Source organism: uncultured Nostoc sp., from assembly GCF_964245445.1.
Taxonomy (GTDB): Bacteria; Cyanobacteriota; Cyanobacteriia; order Cyanobacteriales; family Nostocaceae; genus Nostoc.
The window spans coordinates 1-17,988 of sequence record NZ_CAXTNE010000029.1; the positions used below are offsets into that span (position 1 = coordinate 1).

Genomic DNA, 17,988 nt, shown 5'->3' on the forward strand with positions numbered 1-17,988 from the left:
AATTGAGAGCCACCCTGTTGGTGCAGCGCTGCCTTTTTGACTTCGGATATCTCCCAAGAAACATGAACCGATGTAGAAGTATGCGGTGTGAGCAAAATACTGCTCTCTTCTTCTACATCTATCAAATCAAGAGCTGTTTCGGCCGCAATTGGCACATTGTCAACCGTAGTATCAGTTTTTCTTTGGGCATCTGATCCAGAAATAGTAGTCCAGCCTGCAATTCCTACGCCTGCTAAAGCCGCAGCACCTGCCAAATCTGTGGAGTCAGTTTCAGCAATACCTTTTTCAACAATAGGCTCTGCTTGAGATTCTTCCTCTGGCAAATTGACAGTGGGTTCAGCAGCGTCCGCTATCACATTGAATACATCTTCTTCTGATAATTCTGGCAAATCGAGCAGGAAGGATGTTTGTGCCGTTGATGGTTCTACATTGGCTGTCACTTCCTCAGATTCTGGTGAGGGCAATTCATCTACTGAGTCTGTATCTTCAGTTGAGGTAATACTCTCTAGCCAGTTCAATTCTGCCTGAAGTTGTTCATCTATTTGATCTTCATTAATTTCTGTGTCCCAATATCCAAAATCAGATGTTACTTCTGGCACATCTGGTAATTCTAGAAGTGGTGCTGTCTCTTCAGATAAAGGCAGTTCCACATCAGATACCTCTTCTGGAATATTAAGCAGATGAGGATATGAAGTATTTACTACAGCTGCTGGAGCTTCTATGTCCCATTCAATTTCATCAGAATCCCAGGTAATTTCCTCAGAATCAGACTCAGGATTGTTAATCTCAGTATAATTACCCTGGCTTCCTGTCTCATCGATTGCATCTGCTTCTGTTTCTTTGTTGTTAAAGGCAGACCAGCTAGCCGCCCCGAGACCAGTTGCTAGAGCCGCACCATTAGTTAAAGCTGCTGCTCCCAAGTTGTTATTTTCTGAGCCATTAACTACGCCTGATGTTGTGTCTTCAGAGGAATTAGAGGTGCCATTAGTTCCCTCTCGTACTAAATTTGATGTCCCTTGAGTAGCATTCTGGGTCAGGTCAGATTCTGTTTGAGCATAGATGTTGAAAGGAATGCGCTCAGGGCTTTCTTGCTCTTGCAAGTGCGGCACTGGCTGCTCCTCAAGCATAGCTTTGTTAATGGAGGGAGATGTGCTGGCGTTGAGGACTGCCATTTCTCCATCTTCTGTGCTGGGTGGACGAGGATCTGATTCTGGTAAGTTGTCTATTTTCTCAGTAGACAATGGGCGTTTTCCCAAAACCCACCATAGGAACGCTCCAGCTACAGGAGTAAATAACAAAGGTAGGAGCAACCAAAATGGTGTTTCTCTATTGATAATTGGACTGGGTTGTGCAGTAGCAGGAGCCACAAATGGCTGTTCGGCAAATGCAGAAGTAGTTGTACTAGGGGAAGCCGTAGCAGCAGGTGTCGTCTGGACACCAGAGGAAGCCGTGACAGGTTGTAATACGTTGGTTGCGATCGCCTCTGCTTCGGCAGTTCTACCTTGTTCTATAGCCTTCTGTCCTGGGGGCGCAAGGGTAAAGCCAAGAAAATCTACTGTGCTTAAACTCGGATTTTTTTTGTAAACGTAAACTAAAGGTTGCGAAAAAGGATATTTCTGATCATCTGGTAAGGCTTGATGTAATTGCAGAACTCGCACACCTTTCAATTTTGATACGTCATTAGCTAATACATAGCTGATGCCGTCTTTGCCCAGTTGTTTAATGATTTCTGCGGTATTATCCTCAGTTAGTTGGGTAGCATTGGGGCCTGTAGCAAATTCAGCAGTCTTGAAGGCTGGATAAGTCCGAAAAGTATTGCGAGTTTCACTCGTGTTAGGGTGATCGATTAACCGAATCTTCCCTGGAGGGCCTCCTACTTGTGACCAATTTGTAATTTGTCCCCGGAAAATCCGGGCGAATTGCTTACTAGTCAAGTTTCCTTTGAAAGGATTATCTGCACCAACCACGATCGCAATCTTCTCACGGCGTAAGCGAACTTGCTCTAGTCCTTGGGCTTTTTCTGCTGGCGTCAACCCACGCCCCATTGCTGCTATGTCGATTTTGCCATCCAGCAATTCTTTCAGTGCCGTATCAGTGCCGTTAGCAGCAACTTCAACTTTTGCGCCAGAAAACTGTTTTTCAAAATTTTCTTTCAGGCTTTGGTTGATTGCACCTAAGCTACTTGAACCATCAATCCCCACTGTCGCCCCATTCTGCACTGTTTGCGGCAGTGTAAAAGAGGGGGCTTCAGGTTTAGATTGTGCCAGAATAGGTTCTGACACCAGTAAACTTGCTGCCATAGGGGTGGTAGCTAAGGTAAGCCATAATACCAGTCTGACTATCGAAATATCTTTTTTTTCTTGTTGCCACATATGCCTCTTATTAAAGTAAAAAATAGAAAGCCTGCCAGCCTTAATCATTATCTTTTTATGGATTATGCAGGAGACGCGCTAATTATACATCCCTGTTATATTTCTTATCAGTTATTGTAAATATTTGTGTCACTATATACCTAGTCTGACTTTAACTCTTTTTACTTTGCTGGACAAAATTTACTTAACTAAATTTTGTGCTCGTATGTTATTTTGTATACATTAATTATGTATTACTGAATGATAGTCATGCTTGAAAAATTAGCTAAATAAATAATAAAGATAGTATATAGCGGTTCCCGCATGAGTAAGGTACAGAAAAAATAATTAATCACCAATGAACACACATACTTATAAAGACTTGGCATTGCCGTGTCCCTACGCAGTATCCATTGAAACGAGATATCGCTATAAATAGATTAAATATGTTGTTTGGTATCAAATTCAATAGTTATTAGTTAAGATAATTGGGCTTAAGTACCCTACTATATCAGCAAACAATTAACTGATAACTGTTTTAAACTACCCTACTATACGCTTGATAACTATTGACTGTTCACTAGTTTAAGCTTTACTTAACTTTAATTAAATAGTGTAATAATTATACAATTTAGGTCTTTTTAAGATGTTTAAATTGCCAGAGATGAGTCAACAGAATCTACACAAAAAAGCAGCTTTGGCAGATTCGGCTCGCCTAGTATTAGAAATCATCGCAGTCTTGGTATTAATCTGTCTCAAGGATTTGTTGTTTGATATCATGGCAAGAAATGATATTGACGCTCTACCTTTAGCAAGACAGTTCGCCGATCATAGCTGGGTTCCAGGAGATTGGTCTGTTAACCAACCACCTGTTTATCGAGTGTTGTTCCAAACTTTATTTGGCTGGATCATAGGAAAATTGGGTTTTCTGGCTAGTTCGATAATAGGACGGTTATTTTGCTACAGCTTGATAGCTTGGGGACTAGTACTCATAGGTCGAAAACTAGGATTGAATTTGTTATTGCTGATGTTGGCGGTTGCAATGTTCCTTTCAGGAAATCAAGGTGTTGCTGCTGAGGAAAGGATCATAGGAGCGCTAGAAACAAAAATATTTGCTTATGCTATGGTCTTGTTGGCCATAGGGTTCATGCTAAGGAAACGTTATCGCCTGACGGCTTTTCTGTTAGGGCTAGGAACTTCATTCCATGTTTTGGTAGGCGGTTATACAAGTCTGTTTGTACTAGGGTGGGTGATTTTAAGACGAAAAACCCGTTTTCCTAGTATGCGAGAATTGGGGTTTATTGTTCCGTTATACCTGATAACAAGTGTATTTGGTCTAAAAGCGATAATCGAAGAGTTGTCCAGTCCAACCCCTACAAGCCCCATATCGATTTCTTATATATATGTCTTTCTCAGGATGCCCCACCATTTGAACCCCTTATCATGGCCTGCACATTGGTGGATAACTCCTATATTTTTTCTTGTAATGCTTGTGAGCAGTGCTGGCGTCCTTTGGTTCAATCGTCCAACTAAAGAGCTATCTCAACAGTTTGAACAGTACGAAGCTCGTATAGGACTATTTGAGTTCACGCTGATCAGTCTAATCCCCTATGTACTAGGAGTAGTCATTGCTCCATTCGACTCTCAAGGAAGGTTGCTACAATATTACCTTTTCCGCGTAGGTGACGTAATGTTGCACCTCAACGCCTGCTTTTTGTTTGTCTGTGCTTTGGATCAAATCTTCACAATTAGAAAACAACAAAAAGTATTGTTATTTCTATGTAGTCTGGTGCTGAGTATAAGCATTGTCAAAGGATTCCATAACTTTCAGAAAGATTTTCAGTCCACACTTAATTTCCCTAACGAAGTGCAGGAGGTAGATCCGCAGTGGAAAGATATGGCTGCTTGGGTGCGAAAAAATACCCAAAAAAATGCCATATTCATATCTCCACCGGTTGAATTTGCTAACTTCATCTGGCTGACAGAGCGTCCAACCATTGCTAAATATAAGCTCATGGCTCAGACTAAAACTGGGACATTAGAATGGTTTTCACGTATGCGCGACTTGAGTGGTAACTTTAACGGGGTTGATCCATTAACTAAATTTAATGAAAAACTACTTACAGACGGCTACAATAATTTGACAACTGACCAGGCTAAGGCACTAATCATAAAATATCACGCTTCGTATTTAGTAACTCGCATTCAACATCAGCTAGATCTGCCAGTTGCTTACCGTAATAAATCTTATGTTCTTTATCAAAAACAGCAAGATTAGAGCTACTAAAAATTGATAATTTATACTATGAATTACTTTGATTGAGATAACAATGACAATCTGGTTTATCAATTAATGATTCCACCAAGGCATTCAGAGCAGTAGCAGCTAAAGCGCCACCTCCCAAAGTGCCTGCAACTGTAATAAAAGGTATTTGTTGTTGCATCAGTTGTCGCTTGGCTGCGGGAGCATGGCTAAAGCCAATAGGCATTCCAATTACTAATGCAGGCTGAATTTTCTGGTTGGCGCAGGTGTAACCTGTCGTAGACATCGCCTCACAAACTTCTACAAGTACTGAGGGAGCATAACCAACTACCAGGATACAACCCTTACTTACTTGCTGCAATTTTTCTCGCCATTCTCGATGTTGCCAAAAAGCAACTTCTGCCTCCGTGGCGGTGGTAATATGGGGATTATCAATCAAGGTTTCAATGTGGCATCCCAAGTGAAACAATCGAGTTTGATCTAAAGCAGCAGCAACCGTTTGGGTATCGACAACAATTTGACACCTTGAAGATAAAGCTTTTCGACTAGCTGCGATCGCACCTGGACTCAATTTAATAAAGGACACTAAACTCACATCGCCACAAGCTAAAACCAACTGAGAAATTAAGTGCTGCTCAATTTCCGAACGGTGAGATAAATCAGGTAGTAAGCGTTGTAGTGATTCTGAAAAAGCTTCCGAGTGCGTATGAATTTCTGCATCCAAACCACTCCAGAGATTTTCCAATCCCCCCAATCCAGCTTGAGTTTCGACATCAAGTAACTTGAGTTGCGCCAAAACTTCCGCCTGCATAATTTGACAATGGCGATCGCGCCCCAATAATCCTTCTAATGCTGATGCAGTTTGTCGCAGTTGAGAAATTTGTTGCATCACTGCCCGATATTGCTGCTGGAGTTGTCCCATCAAGTTAACAGTTGTGTCAACTTCTGGTTCCACCTCCAAAATATTGCGGATATGATTTAGCTGAAACCCTTGCTGCTTGAGTGCTACAATCCGTTGCAAGCGAAGGACATCTTTTTTGGTGTAGAGACGGTAATTGCTAGGCGATCGCACTGGTTGCGGTAACAGTCCCAATTGATGATAATGCCTTACCATGCGCGGAGTTAAACCGCCGCCTACTGCATCAGTGAGTTCTTTAATAGTTAAACAACCAGCGTTCATGATTTACTCCAATAATGGCAAAATTCTTTGTAATTCTTCACAAGCCGCCTGAAGAGATGGCGGTGCATTTTCATCTAAACTCCCTTGAGAACACTGGTTTGCTAATTGTTCAACACCGGGTTTACAAATTGCCTCACTTTTAGGGAATTTTGGATATTTGGATTTTTCTCCTTCTTCTTCAACAACTTCTCCTGTTTGTAAATAATGTATCCAAGTTTCAATATTTCTTTTGGGCACGAAGATTGCTATTTTCTCATCAGGGTGACGAAGTTCCTGTGAATTTTCTATCAGTGCATTATCTAATTCTTTCAGTGTTGCCTTTACTGTCGCAGTATCTGCATCAATCAACACTACTAGCATTCCTGAACGATAGTTTTTTCTCCGGTATTCTTTAACCTCTGCTGCATAATGCTTTATAACAAACTGCTCTCCTGCACCTTTACCTTTTGGAGAAGTCCTAATTGTGATGTTTTTTGGATTTATATTAAAGCCTCGCTTTTTCAAAAAATGATATGCAAAAACTTGCTGTTGTAGATCCTCACACAAAATTACTATCTGTACTCTATTCTGGGTCATACAGCCAGCCCCGTGCAATCAGTTCTGAAATTGGTAATCCTGAATTTTCAGCTTCTTGATTACTAATTGGTTTTACTCGTACAGGTGCATTACTTTGACGCTCAAACCAATAACCTATAGGTGAAGCTAAAAGATAATTAATTAATACAGGATGATGCGAAATTAGTAAGGCTTGTATTTTTCCGTCAATACAGAAATCATAAAGTTGAATTAGCCAAGGTTGAATTTCCGGCAGAGCTAAAAAACTTTCTGGCTCATCAATGCAAAGTGTATAATCTTCAGATTCAGTACAATAGAGAATGGTGTACAGGGCAATTACCACTTTTTGACCATCGGATAATTCACTAAAACGATAATCAATAATTTTTGTTCTATCTTTTTCTGTCGAAAATCTTAATTTTAGAGTTCTATAATTTTCACTGAACTGTTCAAATTTAAAACTTAAAAAACCATCTAATATATCTTTTAAAACGTTGATAAGTTCAGCAACTTTACCCTGATCTTGGGAAATGTAGCGATACCAAGAAACAAAATTTTCCATTCTCGAAGTTAGATGAATTTCTTCCTTTTCACTACCATCAAGCATAAGACTAGGAATAATTTGTACAATAATGAATCGCTGCATACGTTTTGTGAACCAGTCCAACTTTCTACTGTCACTATTTACCGTAAATAACCATAGGAAAGATCCTAATGGTGAAGGGAATGTAGCTTTTGCAACCTCTTCATAATCATCTCTAAAAAGTTTAACTTCGCCCCCCTCAGACTTCAGTAAAGCTTGGTTATTAAACCAGAGACGCTCATATTCAACATGACTTTTATCTTGATTATGTTTAATAGCAAATTCATATTTATAACTACCACCATTTCCAGCAATTTCTAGCTCAAAACGCTGAATTTGTAAAGTCTGCCAGCGAGTACAGTCAGCAGATTTAAAAATTCCTTCTACTTTTTCGTCACCACTTATAAAAATTTGAATTTTTCGTAAAACTTCAAAAACAGTTGATTTACCTGCTCCATTACCACCAAGAAACAGGTTAATCGAGTCAAAATTCATCTCGAAATTTACCAAGCCACGAAAGTTATCAATATATATTCGCTTTAGCATAGATATTTTCCTATTAGTGCAATTTTAAAGGTAACAGTTAAATCGTTCCATTTAGCCACATCCCGCTTTTGAAAAATGCTTCAAGAACACAGATAAAGATTTAACTTTGCGTACCTCTGCGCTTCCCTCAGTGCCCCTGGAGCGTTTCAAAATCATTATAAACCTTGACATTAACATTAATGTCAAGGTTTAGCCTAAGAGAGTCCCTGTTAATTCACCTCTCATGCTCTACCCCCAACGTTTGGGCCAATTCACCAGAGAACACGCAGATACCGTAGCAGCCCTTTTGTGTGGCTTACTGTTATTTCTCGGATGGTTTGCCTTACATCTCGGCGCTTTAGGATTAGCATTCCTGCTGCTACCTGCTGCTTATTTAATTGGTGGTTACGAAAGTGCGCGGGAAGGATTGACTACTCTCTTCAAAGAAAAAGAACTCGATGTAGATTTGCTGATGATTGTGGCGGCGATTGGTGCTGCTAGTCTCGGCTTATGGCGAAGAGAATATCATTTAATTATTGATGGGGCAATTTTGATTCTCATCTTTGCCATCAGTGGCGCACTAGAAGGCTATGCCATGCAGCGAACTGATCGCAGTATCAGGAGTTTGATGAGTTTGACACCAGATACAGCATGGGTTTTGCTTCAGGGAAAGGAAGAGGAAATTTCTATCACTCAGCTAAAAGTCGGTGATGAAATTGTTGTCAAACCCGGAGAGCTAATTCCTACTGATGGGATAATTTTATCTGGTTACAGCACCCTCAATCAAGCTGCAATTACAGGTGAGTCTTTACCTGTAGAGAAAACAGTGGGCGAAGAAGTATTTGCCGGCACCCTCAACGGCTATGGTGCATTGCAGATTAAGGTACACAAACCAGCCCAAAGTAGTTTGATTGTGCGTGTGATTCGCTTGGTAGAACAGGCAAAGACTCAAGCACCTCCTTCGCAAGAGTTTATCGAGCGCTTTGAGAAAGGATATGCCAAAGTCATTGTAGTAGCCGGGATATTACTGGCAATTTTGCCGCCATTTCTCTGGGGTTGGGATTGGGAAACGACGATTTATCGCGCTCTTACTTTCCTAGTGGTGGCTTCTCCCTGTGCGCTGATGGCTGCAATTATGCCCACGCTGCTTTCGGGAATCGCCAATGGTGCAAGACAAGGGATTTTGTTTAAAAATGGGGCGCAGTTGGAGAAAATTGGCAAAGTCCGGGCGATCGCATTTGATAAAACTGGTACTCTAACAACAGGACAGGTGCAGGTATTTCAGGTAATTTCAGTTAGTGAATACACCCAACAAGATGTATTAAAAGCCGCCGCTAGTGTGGAATCTTATTCAGAACATCCCATTGGTAAGGCAATTGTGCAGGCGGCTGGTGATTTGGATTCGGTTGGTGCAATCCAAGTGCAAGCCGTACCTGGACAAGGGATTGTGGGAATTGCTCAAGAACAACAGGTAATTGTGGGGAATGCCGTTTTTGTGCAAAAGTATGTAAAAAATTTACCTGAAAAATTGCAAGAAATAGCTCAATCTTTAGAGCAACAAGGTAAAACTGTGGTTTGGGTAGCGAAGAACCCCACCCCGTTCTTCGAGAGGGGAGGCGAGGTGATGGGTGTAATTGCGATCGCAGATGAAGTAAGATCGCAAGCAGCCGCAACCATTACCCGGTTAAAGAAACTGGGAGTTGAACAAATTGTCATGTTAACTGGGGATAATCAGGAAACTGCTCATAGTGTCGCCAAAGCAGTAGGAATTGATCGGGTATATGCTCAACTTTTACCAGAAGATAAGCTGGATATTATCCGCCGTCTACAGCAAGAATATCAAACAGTTGCAATGGTGGGTGATGGAATTAATGATGCACCAGCTCTAGCGCAAGCATCTGTAGGTATAGCGATGGGAGTATCTGGTAGTGATGTGGCATTGGAAACCGCAGATATAGTACTGATGGCAGACAGGTTAGAAAAAATTGCTGTAGCGATGCATTTGGGCAGGCGATCGCAAGCCATAGTAAAACAGAATATATTCGTAGCGTTGGGTTTCATTATGTTGCTTTTGGTGAGCAACTTTCTAGGAAATATTAACCTACCTATCGGCGTCATTGGGCATGAAGGCTCTACAGTGTTAGTTACCCTCAGTGGTCTAAGATTATTGAAATAAAGTACTTTTCTCTGTGTCCTCTGCGCCTCTGCGGTTGTTTTATTGGTCGAAAAATCTAAATAGTCCGTTAGTGTCCACCACAGTTGTCAAAGGGTCACCATTGCCAGTAGCAATAGTAGCGCGATTATCAAGGTCCTTTGAAGTTTTTGTCCTTGACGCAGTAACACCCCACACAAAAAAGGTGTCAGAGTCAAAGCCAAAAAACTCGAAATCGCAGAAATGTAGTTGGAAGTGACAGTGATTTGGGTAGGACTAATTTCTGGGAACCTGGCGATCGGTAGTGTTGCAATACTGATTAATCCTATTAAAAAGATAATAATGGCACAGACCGACGCAAAGATTGACTGCTTAATAAAGAAGTCAACAAACATACTTTAAAAAATTAGGCATTGGGCATAGGGCAAGTGGGCATAGGGCATGGGGCATTAGTTATTTTTTCTCCCCCTGCTTCCTCTGCCCCCCTACTCCCTCATCTCCCATCTTCAACTAAAGCTTCCGACTACCCACTTCTTCCGGTGCAGGGGTAATGGGAGCGCCATTAGTTAGGTTAAGAATACCGGAAACAACAATTTTGTCCCCAGCTTTTAATCCTTCGATAACTTGATAATTATTCCCCTCAATAACTCCCAATTTCACAGGTTTTTGTTGAGCTACGAGTTTAGGTGCTCCAGCTTTCTTTTCTGCTGGCGCTTCAGCTTGTTTTTCTGCTGGCGCTTCAGCTTTCTTTTCTGCTGGCGCTTCAGCTACAAACACAAAAGTCTCTCCACCCAGGCGAGATACTGCTGTAACTGGAATTAAAATTCCTGGACGTTGGTTCCAAATCACTTTGGTTTGGACTGACTGGCGATTGATCAGTTGACTTCTAGAATTACCAAAGTTGGCTTTTACCAAAACTGTTTGCGAATCTGAAGTGGCATTTGGAGAGATGAAATTCACCTTACCCCTTGCTGTGGGTTTGCCTTGGGCGTTGAGTATTTGCACTGGTAATCCCAAGCGCAGCTTTTTAGCATCTTCTTGTGGAACGTTAAAATTCAGTTCTAAAAAGTCGTTTCTAGTCAGTGTGGTGAGTTGATCTGCTTTTTCCACATAATCTCCTACCTTTGTTGGAATATCATCAACAATGCCAGTGAAAGGTGCAAGGACTTTTGTGTATTGTACTTGGACTTGGGCAGCTTGCACTTGGGCTGCTGCTTGACTTACTTGCGATCGCGCTTGGGCAATTTCTTCTGGGCGGGAACCATTTTCTAGTTGCCTTAAGTTTTGTTTCTGTTGTTCCAGGGCACCAGCTAGCTCATTGATACTAGAATTTCTGCTTTGGCGGAGTTGGTCTAGGCGTTTCTGAGCTACGACAAGGGCAGCTTCAGCACTTTGCTGTTCTTTGACATATCCTTCTAACGTATCTTGGGAAACAGCACCCTCTTTTCTCAATTGTGAGTATCGCTTGGCTCGTGACTGTGCTAGTTCTACATCAGATTTAGCTGACTGAATTTGAGCCTCAGCTTGAGCAATTTCTTCTGGTTGCGATCCCGATTGGGCGTCTCTAAATCGAGCTTGGGCTTGGGCTAACTGCGCTCTAGCTTGGGCAACTTCTTCTCGTCGCGTACCTGCTTGGAGTTCAGCAAGCTTTGCTTGGGCTTGTTCTAATCCGGCTTTTGCTTGTGATAATTGAGCTCGGACATCATCACTTTGCAAACTAATAATAACTTGCCCTTGTTGAACACGGTTGCCCTCTTGGATAAAAATCTGCGTTACTCGTCCTTCAACCTGTGGCTTGATGATTACCGAACGTGGAGCCTCTAAGAAGCCAATAAAGTCCGAACTATCCTGCACAGTTTCAGTTTGCACAGTTGCTAGCTTGACGGGAATTGCCATAGGTTGACCAGCAGCAGGCCCGCCCGGTGGTGCATTGCTAGCATTCCTAGTTTGCCACCAACGCCAACCAAAACCAACACCTGCGATTAATAGGACGATTCCCAACAGCAGGGGCCAACGCCGCTTTTGAGGTGGCTTAGGCGATCGCTCTGGCAATGGTTGCGACTCTTGACTAGAATCATTAACAGTAGGCTGTTCTGTTTCAATGGGTAGGGGAGAATCAGGGAACTCAGAATGGGACATATTTGGTTTCTCGTCTTGTGAATTTAGACTTGGGCAATCTACTCTTCGTTAAAAAAGCATTATTTGAATAGTTTTTTAACCCTTTTTTGATTTTGGTGACAAATGTATATTTGGATATTTGGGCGATCGCTCACGTTGTCTAGCACCTAAAATAAATGTTCTTTACCATGTTATGGTTATTTTGTAAATTACTTAACTCAAATCATTTTAAAAGTGTAATTTATAAAACTTTTTTTAGGTAGTAAAAACCCAGAACGTTAGCTGAAAGAGAAAACAGGATTCATCTTGTTGCAGAAGAATCAACTGAACCTCTTGCGTCCTGCAACGGCAAAGTGCTAATACCGCGCACAAATAAATTCACACAAGTTTCCACGTAGCATTCACGACTGTACTCTAGTGCGGTGGGGATATCGCTAAAACGCAGGATACCGTGAAGCAACATACCCGTGAAACTATCCACAGATGCTTTTAAATCTATATTTGAGGACACCGTGCCCTTCTCTTGATTCTTTTGCAAGTACACAACTAGCTGTTCGCGCAGCGATTTATCAGCCTCATATAAAATCAGACGAGCGGCTTGGGGATGTCGCTTCGCTTCCCCAATAAATGTCCGAATCAGGTCTTCATGCTCCTCTATCATCTGGTTGCAAAGCTTTGCATAATTCTTGAGGTCAATATATAGGTCTTGAGTCCAGTCGTCGTGATAGGCTAAAGCTTCTGCCTGTAAAGCGATCGCTTCGGTAATCACAGCAGCTAGTAGTTGCTCTTTGGTCTGGAAATGACGAAATAAAGTTACCTCATTGACCGCAGCAATACGAGCAATTTCTCGCGTTGTCGCTCCAGTTAAACCTGCTGTTGCAAACACCTGAGTTGCTGCTTTGATCAAGCGTGCATGAGTTTGTGCCGTCCTTGATGCTAAGTTTTTCATGAGCGTTTGCAAGTGCTTGCTTGCATTATAACCACATAAAAGATGAGATGAATATAAGTTACAGATGAGTTTATCGCTCTTAAGTAGTAGTGAATAGTGATCTTAGGGAAGAGAAAAGTATGGAGCAATGCCAACTCTTGGAGAGGCTTGTCTGCGACACGCTGCGCGTAGCTTGCTTCGATTTAGTACTACGGCTACGCCTACGCTGTTAATTCAGCTTTATTAAGCAAGGTTGCAAGTTTCATCGAGTTATCCTCATCAAGAACGACGTGCAATTTAACCAGTGTTTTCTAGATTCCTATTTTTGAGCAGTCTCAACTTCCTACATTTAGGTCACCCAATCGGTTGATTTTCAACTCACCCGAATGGGTGATTTAATTTTTCCTAATTACGGTTTTGTCTTCCCAGGCGCTTAATAATGTTCGCTAATTAAGAAAGCATCTCATTTTGGGAAAAAATCTTCAGTATCCAGCCATATCAACCATCTACAACTGATTTCTTGGAATTTAATTTCGGCAAGATACCTAGAGTTGACTTTCGGTTAGCAACAATATGAGAAAGTAGCCCTTCATATCGATTAAGTGCTTGCTCCAAGGAATAGTTTTCTTCGGCAAACTGTCTTCCTGCGTTACCTAGATTCGTCCCTAAAGTAGGATTAGTATATAAATCATGAACCGCAGCAGCCATTGCATCGGGTGATTCTGGCTCAACAATTATCCCACCACCACTAAGTTTGATTGCTTTTGCAGCAGTACCACTAGCAGGAACTGAACCCACAATTGGGCGACCACTCGCCAACAGTAGTGGTATTTTTGAAGGCATATTGAACGAAATCACATTGCGTTTTTGCACAATCAAGCCGACATCAGATGCTGCTAGCATTTCGGGTAGTTTTTCTCGCGGCTGCAACGGTAACAGCAAAACATTATCTGCTCCATTTAAAAGACAATATTTCTGCAACCTTTGCAATGCTATTGATTCGCCAACAATGACAAAGATAATCTCCTTAATATGACGCAAGCAAACTGCTGCTTCTATTACTGTTTCTAAACCTTGCGTTAGAGCAATGTTGCCCGAATAAAGTACTACAAATTTTCCATCAAGTTGATGGCTAGATATCCAGGTGTTGTTCTGTTTTGGTAAGGGGCAGATGAAATTTACATTCACCCAGTTGGGAATACAAACGATTTTATTAACAGGTACTCCCTTATTCACTAAATTCTCACGAAACCCATCGGCAATTACGCTAATAGTGTGTGCAGACCGATATGCAAATTTCTCTAAGGCTGTAAGAGTTCGGATCATCCACTTGTTTTTCAATAGACCGATACGTACCGCAGCTTCTGGTAGAATATCTTGCACGTTCAGAACTACTGGGCAGTCGTATAACCAGCCAAATATTGTTACTGGTAAAGTACCGAAAAGAGGTGGAACTGTTAAGATAATCACATTGGGGCGTCCACCTTTCAAGGCTTGGGGTAAGCTCGTGAAAACAAAGCTCAACTCTAATAATAGCCGATCTATAAGGTTAGGTTTAGACTTAATTCGCAAGTAACTTCGTTGAATGGTGACGCCATTTATTTGTTCAGTAACGTACCACTTACCCTGATACTCATCGTAAATTTCGCGCTGAGGATAGTTGGGCATTCCCGTAATCACCCGCACTTGGTGACCTCGCTTTACTAATCCTTCTGCTAATTCAGTCATTAACGGAGCAATACCAATCGGCTCTGGATGATAGTTATAGGAATAAATCAGAATGTGCATGAGCTATTTGTGAATTTTGTAAAGACAGTCGGATATAATCGGATTTATTCCTTAATAGTCAGTATATGCTGCTACTTTTATTATTTATTTCAATTTGTAAAATTGCTTCATTAACACTGCGTTAAACATTGTTGATGAACTTTTTAGTAGTTTTTAAAAAATAATTTTTATACTGCATAAAACACTTAAAAATTAAGATATTACCTTGTGTAAATACCTTAAGTTTTTAGAGGTCGTTTTAAAAATTCCGGAAGGTATAATTTTCTGATTCTGACTTGGATGAACTACTACGAAAACATCAGCTTTCAGTTATGTACTGAAATGCTTCACTGTGTTCAGGATGAGAATAAAATACCCTTTTAAAACATCCTCTTTAAGACATAGTTTTTAGTTTGTGGTTATTTATGACAATATTTGTCTTGGTTGTTTCTGAACTAATACCTAAATTTACAACTTGGGGGATTCTACCATCATATTCAAGGTCGTGCATATAACCCGCATTCCGCCCTTTAAACTGGCACATAGTGTTGATGATAATTAATCAGTTTTAATGATAGCCCTGCCACTTCACTGAACTAGTAGGGCTAGAATAGAGATTCAGTAAATTTGGCAAGCCTGACTAGAAAGCCTTAATTTCTAGTCAGGCTTGCTTTTTCTTCAAAGATGAACCTACACCCAAGGTAGCAAATGCCACTAAACTCAACATAGAAGCAGGTTCGGGGACTTTGGATACCTGAATAGAGCCAGAATTTTGAGCTAGTGTTATTGACGTTTGCTGTTTATCGACATCCTGATGTAAGAACAAAGAGTCGCCAACCGTTCCCTAGAAGAAGTATTCTCCAATTACACCCGTTCCTCCTGCTATATCAAGGGGGCCAAACAATGTCTGAGTGGAAGTATCAAAGTTGAAAGCGAAGAAATCAGATTGTGACACCCTACCACTAACGGTGTTATAAGTTCCCAAAGGATTATTAGATGGGTCTAAGAAGGAGACATTCAAGGATTGTAAAAAGTTAGTTGCTCCACTACCACTTTCTGAAATAATTGTAGGTGCTGTAGTTTCGTCGTAGCTAAATGAACCTATTGCTGAATAACCAGCATCACCTTGCCAGCTAAAGTTTAAATCAATAGCTTGGGCTGGATTGTTTGCAGCAGCGATGCCTGCGGCGGGCTACGCTTACGCAACACTAAAAGCAGCACTAGTTGCTGCGATCGCGGCAATTTTAATGAAAATGTTTTTCATTGGCTCAAGATTAACTTTTGACTTCCGCTTGGCGGTACTAATTACCTAAAAATCACGAGCGATCGCTTGAGAATAACTGATAAAGTTGAGCTACGCAAAGTTGAAAACAGTGTTATATGCCTGCGTTTCTATTAGAAGTTGGTACAGAAGAACTACCTGCAAGTTTTCTCAGTGATGCTTTAGTGCAATGGCAGGAGCGCATTCCCCAAAGCTTGGAAGCAAACAGCCTCAAGGGTGAAAGTGTCCAGGTGTACGGTACTCCCCGGCGTCTGGCGGTAGTGATTAAAGGTCTACCATCCCAGCAAGCAGACCGAGAAGAAGAAATTAAAGGGCCCCCCGCCCAAGCTGCCTTTAAAGATGGTCAGCCTACTGCTGCTGCTATCGGCTTTGCCAAAAAGCAAGGCGTGGAAATGGACGCGCTGTTTCTCCGCCCCACTGACAAAGGAGAATTTGTCTTTGTGCAAAAACGAATTCCGGGTCGTCCTGTGGCGGAAATTTTGACAGAACTTATTCCCCAGTGGATTTGGGGTTTAGAAGGTAAGCGGTTAATGCGTTGGGGAAATGGAGATGCGAGGTTTTCCCGACCAATTCGTTGGCTAGTGGCTTTGTTAGATGAGACGGTGCTACCTCTAGAATTAGTGAATGGTTCTAAAACGATTCAGAGCGATCGCATTTCTCAAGGTCATCGGGTCTTACATCCTGATCCTGTGACAATTGCCCAAGCTACTGATTATCTTACCGCCCTCAAGTCTGCTTATGTGACCGTTGACCCAGAAGAACGGGCAAATATTATCAAAGAGCAAGTAATAACAGTAGCAGAAAATTTAGGCGGGTATACGGTAATTTACCCCGATTTGTTAGAGGAAGTAACCAATCTTGTAGAATATCCTTCCGCAGTTGTCGGTAAATTTGAACCAGAATTTTTGGAATTACCAACTGAGGTAATTACTGAAGTTATGGTTACTCATCAGCGTTATTTTCCTGTATTCAAACCAGATAGTTCTCAGCAAGAATTATTGCCCAACTTCATCACTATTTCTAACGCTGATCCCAAAAAATCAGATATTGTTGCCGTCGGGAATGAAAGGGTAATTCGTGCCAGATTAGCTGATGGGAGATTTTTCTACGAAGCTGATTTAACTAAGCCTTTAGAAAACTTTTTACCACAGTTAGAAAAAGTAACTTTTCAAGAAGAATTGGGTTCGGTGCGTGCCAAGGTAGATAGAATAGTTAAGATTGCCGAGCAAATAAGCACCCAATTAGAATTAGCGGAAAATCAAAGCCAAAAAATCCAACGTGCTGCTTTATTATGTAAAGCAGATTTGGTTACTCAAATGGTGTATGAATTCCCAGAATTGCAAGGCATTATGGGAGAAAAATATGCCTTAGCCAGTGGTGAAGATGGAGAAGTAGCAAAGGCAATTTATCAACATTATTTGCCAACGGGAGCCGGTGATAATTTTCCCGAAACCCTCACAGGTCAAATTGTCGGTTTGGCAGATAGATTAGATACTTTAGTAAGTATCTTTGGTTTAGGTTTAATTCCCTCCGGTTCCTCTGATCCCTTCGCTTTGCGCCGTGCGGCTAATGCTGTAGTTAAAATTACTTGGTTTTATAATTTGCCGATAAATTTAGATGATTTATTAGCGCAAATATCCACAGACTTTGCAGCGAAATATCATAAGGATCAGGCATCATTAACCGCAGCGTTACAAGAGTTTTTCTTACAACGCATCCGCACCTTACTACAAGAAGAAAAGATTGATTACGACTTGGTAAATGCAGTTTTGGGAGAAAATGACCCAGAATACACAGAACGGGGGTTAAAAGATTTGTTGGATGTACGCGATCGCGCCTTATACTTACAACAAATCCGCAACGACAGTACCTTAGATAACATCTACGAAACCGTTAACCGTTCCACACGATTAGCCGCTCAAGGTGATTTGGATACAAAACAGTTAGAACCAACAACTGTAGTTCGTCAAGAATTATTCCAAAAGCCTTCTGAGACAGCTTTGTATAATGCCTTAATCGAATCAGTGCCGCTTTCTTCAGCAGCACAGCAGACACGAAATTATCAACTGTTAGTAGCAGCACTAGGAAAAATTGCTCCGACAGTTAGTAACTTCTTTGATGGCCCAGATAGCGTATTAGTTATGGACTCCGATCCAGAAGTCAAACGTAATCGATTGCACTTACTTGGATTAGTTCGCAATCATGCTCGTGTTTTAGCTGACTTTGGTGCGATCGTCAAAAATCTGTAGCGTAAGTCAACAAAAAGTTGTGTAATTTTTGCTAA

At 41.3% G+C, this 17,988-nt stretch carries 13 protein-coding genes; 4 read left to right on the forward strand and 9 right to left on the reverse strand.

Features of this window, described 5'->3' with window-relative positions; all coding sequences use genetic code 11:
• Positions 1 to 2,372: substrate-binding domain-containing protein (locus tag ACFE90_RS07690; RefSeq protein WP_375499227.1), on the reverse strand; the 2,372-nt coding region annotated here is incomplete at its 3' end.
• Between the two features lie 643 nt (positions 2,373 to 3,015).
• On the opposite strand from ACFE90_RS07690, the gene ACFE90_RS07695 reads away from it, so the two are divergent.
• Positions 3,016 to 4,629 (forward strand): DUF6798 domain-containing protein, encoded by a 1,614-nt coding sequence (locus ACFE90_RS07695; RefSeq protein WP_375499229.1) that lies wholly within the window; start codon positions 3,016 to 3,018, stop codon positions 4,627 to 4,629.
• Positions 4,630 to 4,654: 25 nt separating this feature from the next.
• On the opposite strand, the gene ACFE90_RS07700 is transcribed toward ACFE90_RS07695, so the two are convergent.
• Genes ACFE90_RS07700 through ACFE90_RS07710 form a run of 3 tightly spaced genes read right to left on the reverse strand, consistent with a single transcriptional unit; the run spans position 4,655 to position 7,478 of the window.
• Positions 4,655 to 5,794 (reverse strand): precorrin-8X methylmutase, encoded by a 1,140-nt coding sequence (locus ACFE90_RS07700; protein ID WP_375499231.1) that lies wholly within the window; start codon positions 5,792 to 5,794, stop codon positions 4,655 to 4,657.
• Positions 5,795 to 5,797: 3 nt separating this feature from the next.
• Positions 5,798 to 6,370 carry a hypothetical protein gene (locus tag ACFE90_RS07705; protein ID WP_375499233.1) on the reverse strand — a complete coding sequence of 191 codons (573 nt, stop codon included), beginning with the start codon at positions 6,368 to 6,370 and terminating at the stop codon, positions 5,798 to 5,800.
• On the reverse strand, positions 6,357 to 7,478 hold the full coding sequence (locus ACFE90_RS07710; RefSeq protein WP_375499235.1) for an AAA family ATPase: 1,122 nt from the start codon (positions 7,476 to 7,478) through the stop codon (positions 6,357 to 6,359). Before ACFE90_RS07710 ends, ACFE90_RS07705 begins: the two co-directional genes overlap by 14 nt.
• A 223-nt stretch (positions 7,479 to 7,701) precedes the next feature.
• On the opposite strand from ACFE90_RS07710, the gene ACFE90_RS07715 reads away from it, so the two are divergent.
• On the forward strand, positions 7,702 to 9,633 hold the full coding sequence (locus ACFE90_RS07715; protein WP_375499237.1) for a heavy metal translocating P-type ATPase: 1,932 nt from the start codon (positions 7,702 to 7,704) through the stop codon (positions 9,631 to 9,633).
• A gap of 86 nt (positions 9,634 to 9,719) precedes the next feature.
• Here the strand turns inward: ACFE90_RS07715 and ACFE90_RS07720 are convergent, their stop codons facing one another.
• The 5 genes from ACFE90_RS07720 to ACFE90_RS07740 all read right to left on the reverse strand — a co-directional run bounded on the left by ACFE90_RS07720 (position 9,720) and on the right by ACFE90_RS07740 (position 15,248).
• Positions 9,720 to 10,004, reverse strand: a complete 285-nt coding sequence (locus tag ACFE90_RS07720; protein ID WP_375499239.1) for an efflux RND transporter permease subunit — start codon at positions 10,002 to 10,004, stop codon at positions 9,720 to 9,722.
• A gap of 115 nt (positions 10,005 to 10,119) precedes the next feature.
• Positions 10,120 to 11,748 (reverse strand): efflux RND transporter periplasmic adaptor subunit, encoded by a 1,629-nt coding sequence (locus ACFE90_RS07725; RefSeq protein WP_375499241.1) that lies wholly within the window; start codon positions 11,746 to 11,748, stop codon positions 10,120 to 10,122.
• A gap of 280 nt (positions 11,749 to 12,028) precedes the next feature.
• The gene (locus ACFE90_RS07730; RefSeq protein ID WP_375499243.1) at positions 12,029 to 12,676 is read right to left on the reverse strand and encodes a TetR/AcrR family transcriptional regulator; all 648 of its coding nucleotides are present in this window, start codon (positions 12,674 to 12,676) and stop codon (positions 12,029 to 12,031) included.
• A gap of 477 nt (positions 12,677 to 13,153) precedes the next feature.
• Complete coding sequence (locus ACFE90_RS07735) at positions 13,154 to 14,443, reverse strand: glycosyltransferase family 4 protein (RefSeq protein ID WP_375499245.1); 1,290 nt, start codon at positions 14,441 to 14,443, stop codon at positions 13,154 to 13,156.
• Positions 14,444 to 15,083: 640 nt separating this feature from the next.
• Positions 15,084 to 15,248 (reverse strand): PEP-CTERM sorting domain-containing protein, encoded by a 165-nt coding sequence (locus ACFE90_RS07740; protein WP_375499247.1) that lies wholly within the window; start codon positions 15,246 to 15,248, stop codon positions 15,084 to 15,086.
• 352 nt (positions 15,249 to 15,600) lie between these two features.
• Here ACFE90_RS07740 and ACFE90_RS07745 point away from each other — a divergent pair, with 352 nt between their 5' ends.
• Together ACFE90_RS07745 and glyS are read left to right on the forward strand one after the other, a co-directional pair.
• Positions 15,601 to 15,735: a hypothetical protein gene (locus tag ACFE90_RS07745; RefSeq protein WP_375499249.1), complete on the forward strand. Its 135-nt coding sequence runs from the start codon at positions 15,601 to 15,603 to the stop codon at positions 15,733 to 15,735.
• Positions 15,736 to 15,802: 67 nt separating this feature from the next.
• Positions 15,803 to 17,953: a glycine--tRNA ligase subunit beta gene (gene glyS, locus ACFE90_RS07750; RefSeq protein WP_375499251.1), complete on the forward strand. Its 2,151-nt coding sequence runs from the start codon at positions 15,803 to 15,805 to the stop codon at positions 17,951 to 17,953.
• Positions 17,954 to 17,988 lie beyond the last annotated feature (35 nt).

Bases quoted from the DNA above. Each gene is read 5' to 3' on its own strand.
- ACFE90_RS07710 (WP_375499235.1), bottom strand. From the start codon at position 7,478: ATGCTAAAGCGAATATATATTGATAACTTTCGTGGCTTGGTAAATTTC.
- glyS (WP_375499251.1), top strand. From the start codon at position 15,803: ATGCCTGCGTTTCTATTAGAAGTTGGTACAGAAGAACTACCTGCAAGT.
- ACFE90_RS07730 (WP_375499243.1), bottom strand. From the start codon at position 12,676: ATGAAAAACTTAGCATCAAGGACGGCACAAACTCATGCACGCTTGATC.
- ACFE90_RS07745 (WP_375499249.1), top strand. From the start codon at position 15,601: ATGCCTGCGGCGGGCTACGCTTACGCAACACTAAAAGCAGCACTAGTT.
- ACFE90_RS07720 (WP_375499239.1), bottom strand. From the start codon at position 10,004: ATGTTTGTTGACTTCTTTATTAAGCAGTCAATCTTTGCGTCGGTCTGT.
- ACFE90_RS07725 (WP_375499241.1), bottom strand. From the start codon at position 11,748: ATGTCCCATTCTGAGTTCCCTGATTCTCCCCTACCCATTGAAACAGAA.
- ACFE90_RS07735 (WP_375499245.1), bottom strand. From the start codon at position 14,443: ATGCACATTCTGATTTATTCCTATAACTATCATCCAGAGCCGATTGGT.
- ACFE90_RS07705 (WP_375499233.1), bottom strand. From the start codon at position 6,370: ATGACCCAGAATAGAGTACAGATAGTAATTTTGTGTGAGGATCTACAA.
- ACFE90_RS07695 (WP_375499229.1), top strand. From the start codon at position 3,016: ATGAGTCAACAGAATCTACACAAAAAAGCAGCTTTGGCAGATTCGGCT.
- ACFE90_RS07700 (WP_375499231.1), bottom strand. From the start codon at position 5,794: ATGAACGCTGGTTGTTTAACTATTAAAGAACTCACTGATGCAGTAGGC.
- ACFE90_RS07715 (WP_375499237.1), top strand. From the start codon at position 7,702: ATGCTCTACCCCCAACGTTTGGGCCAATTCACCAGAGAACACGCAGAT.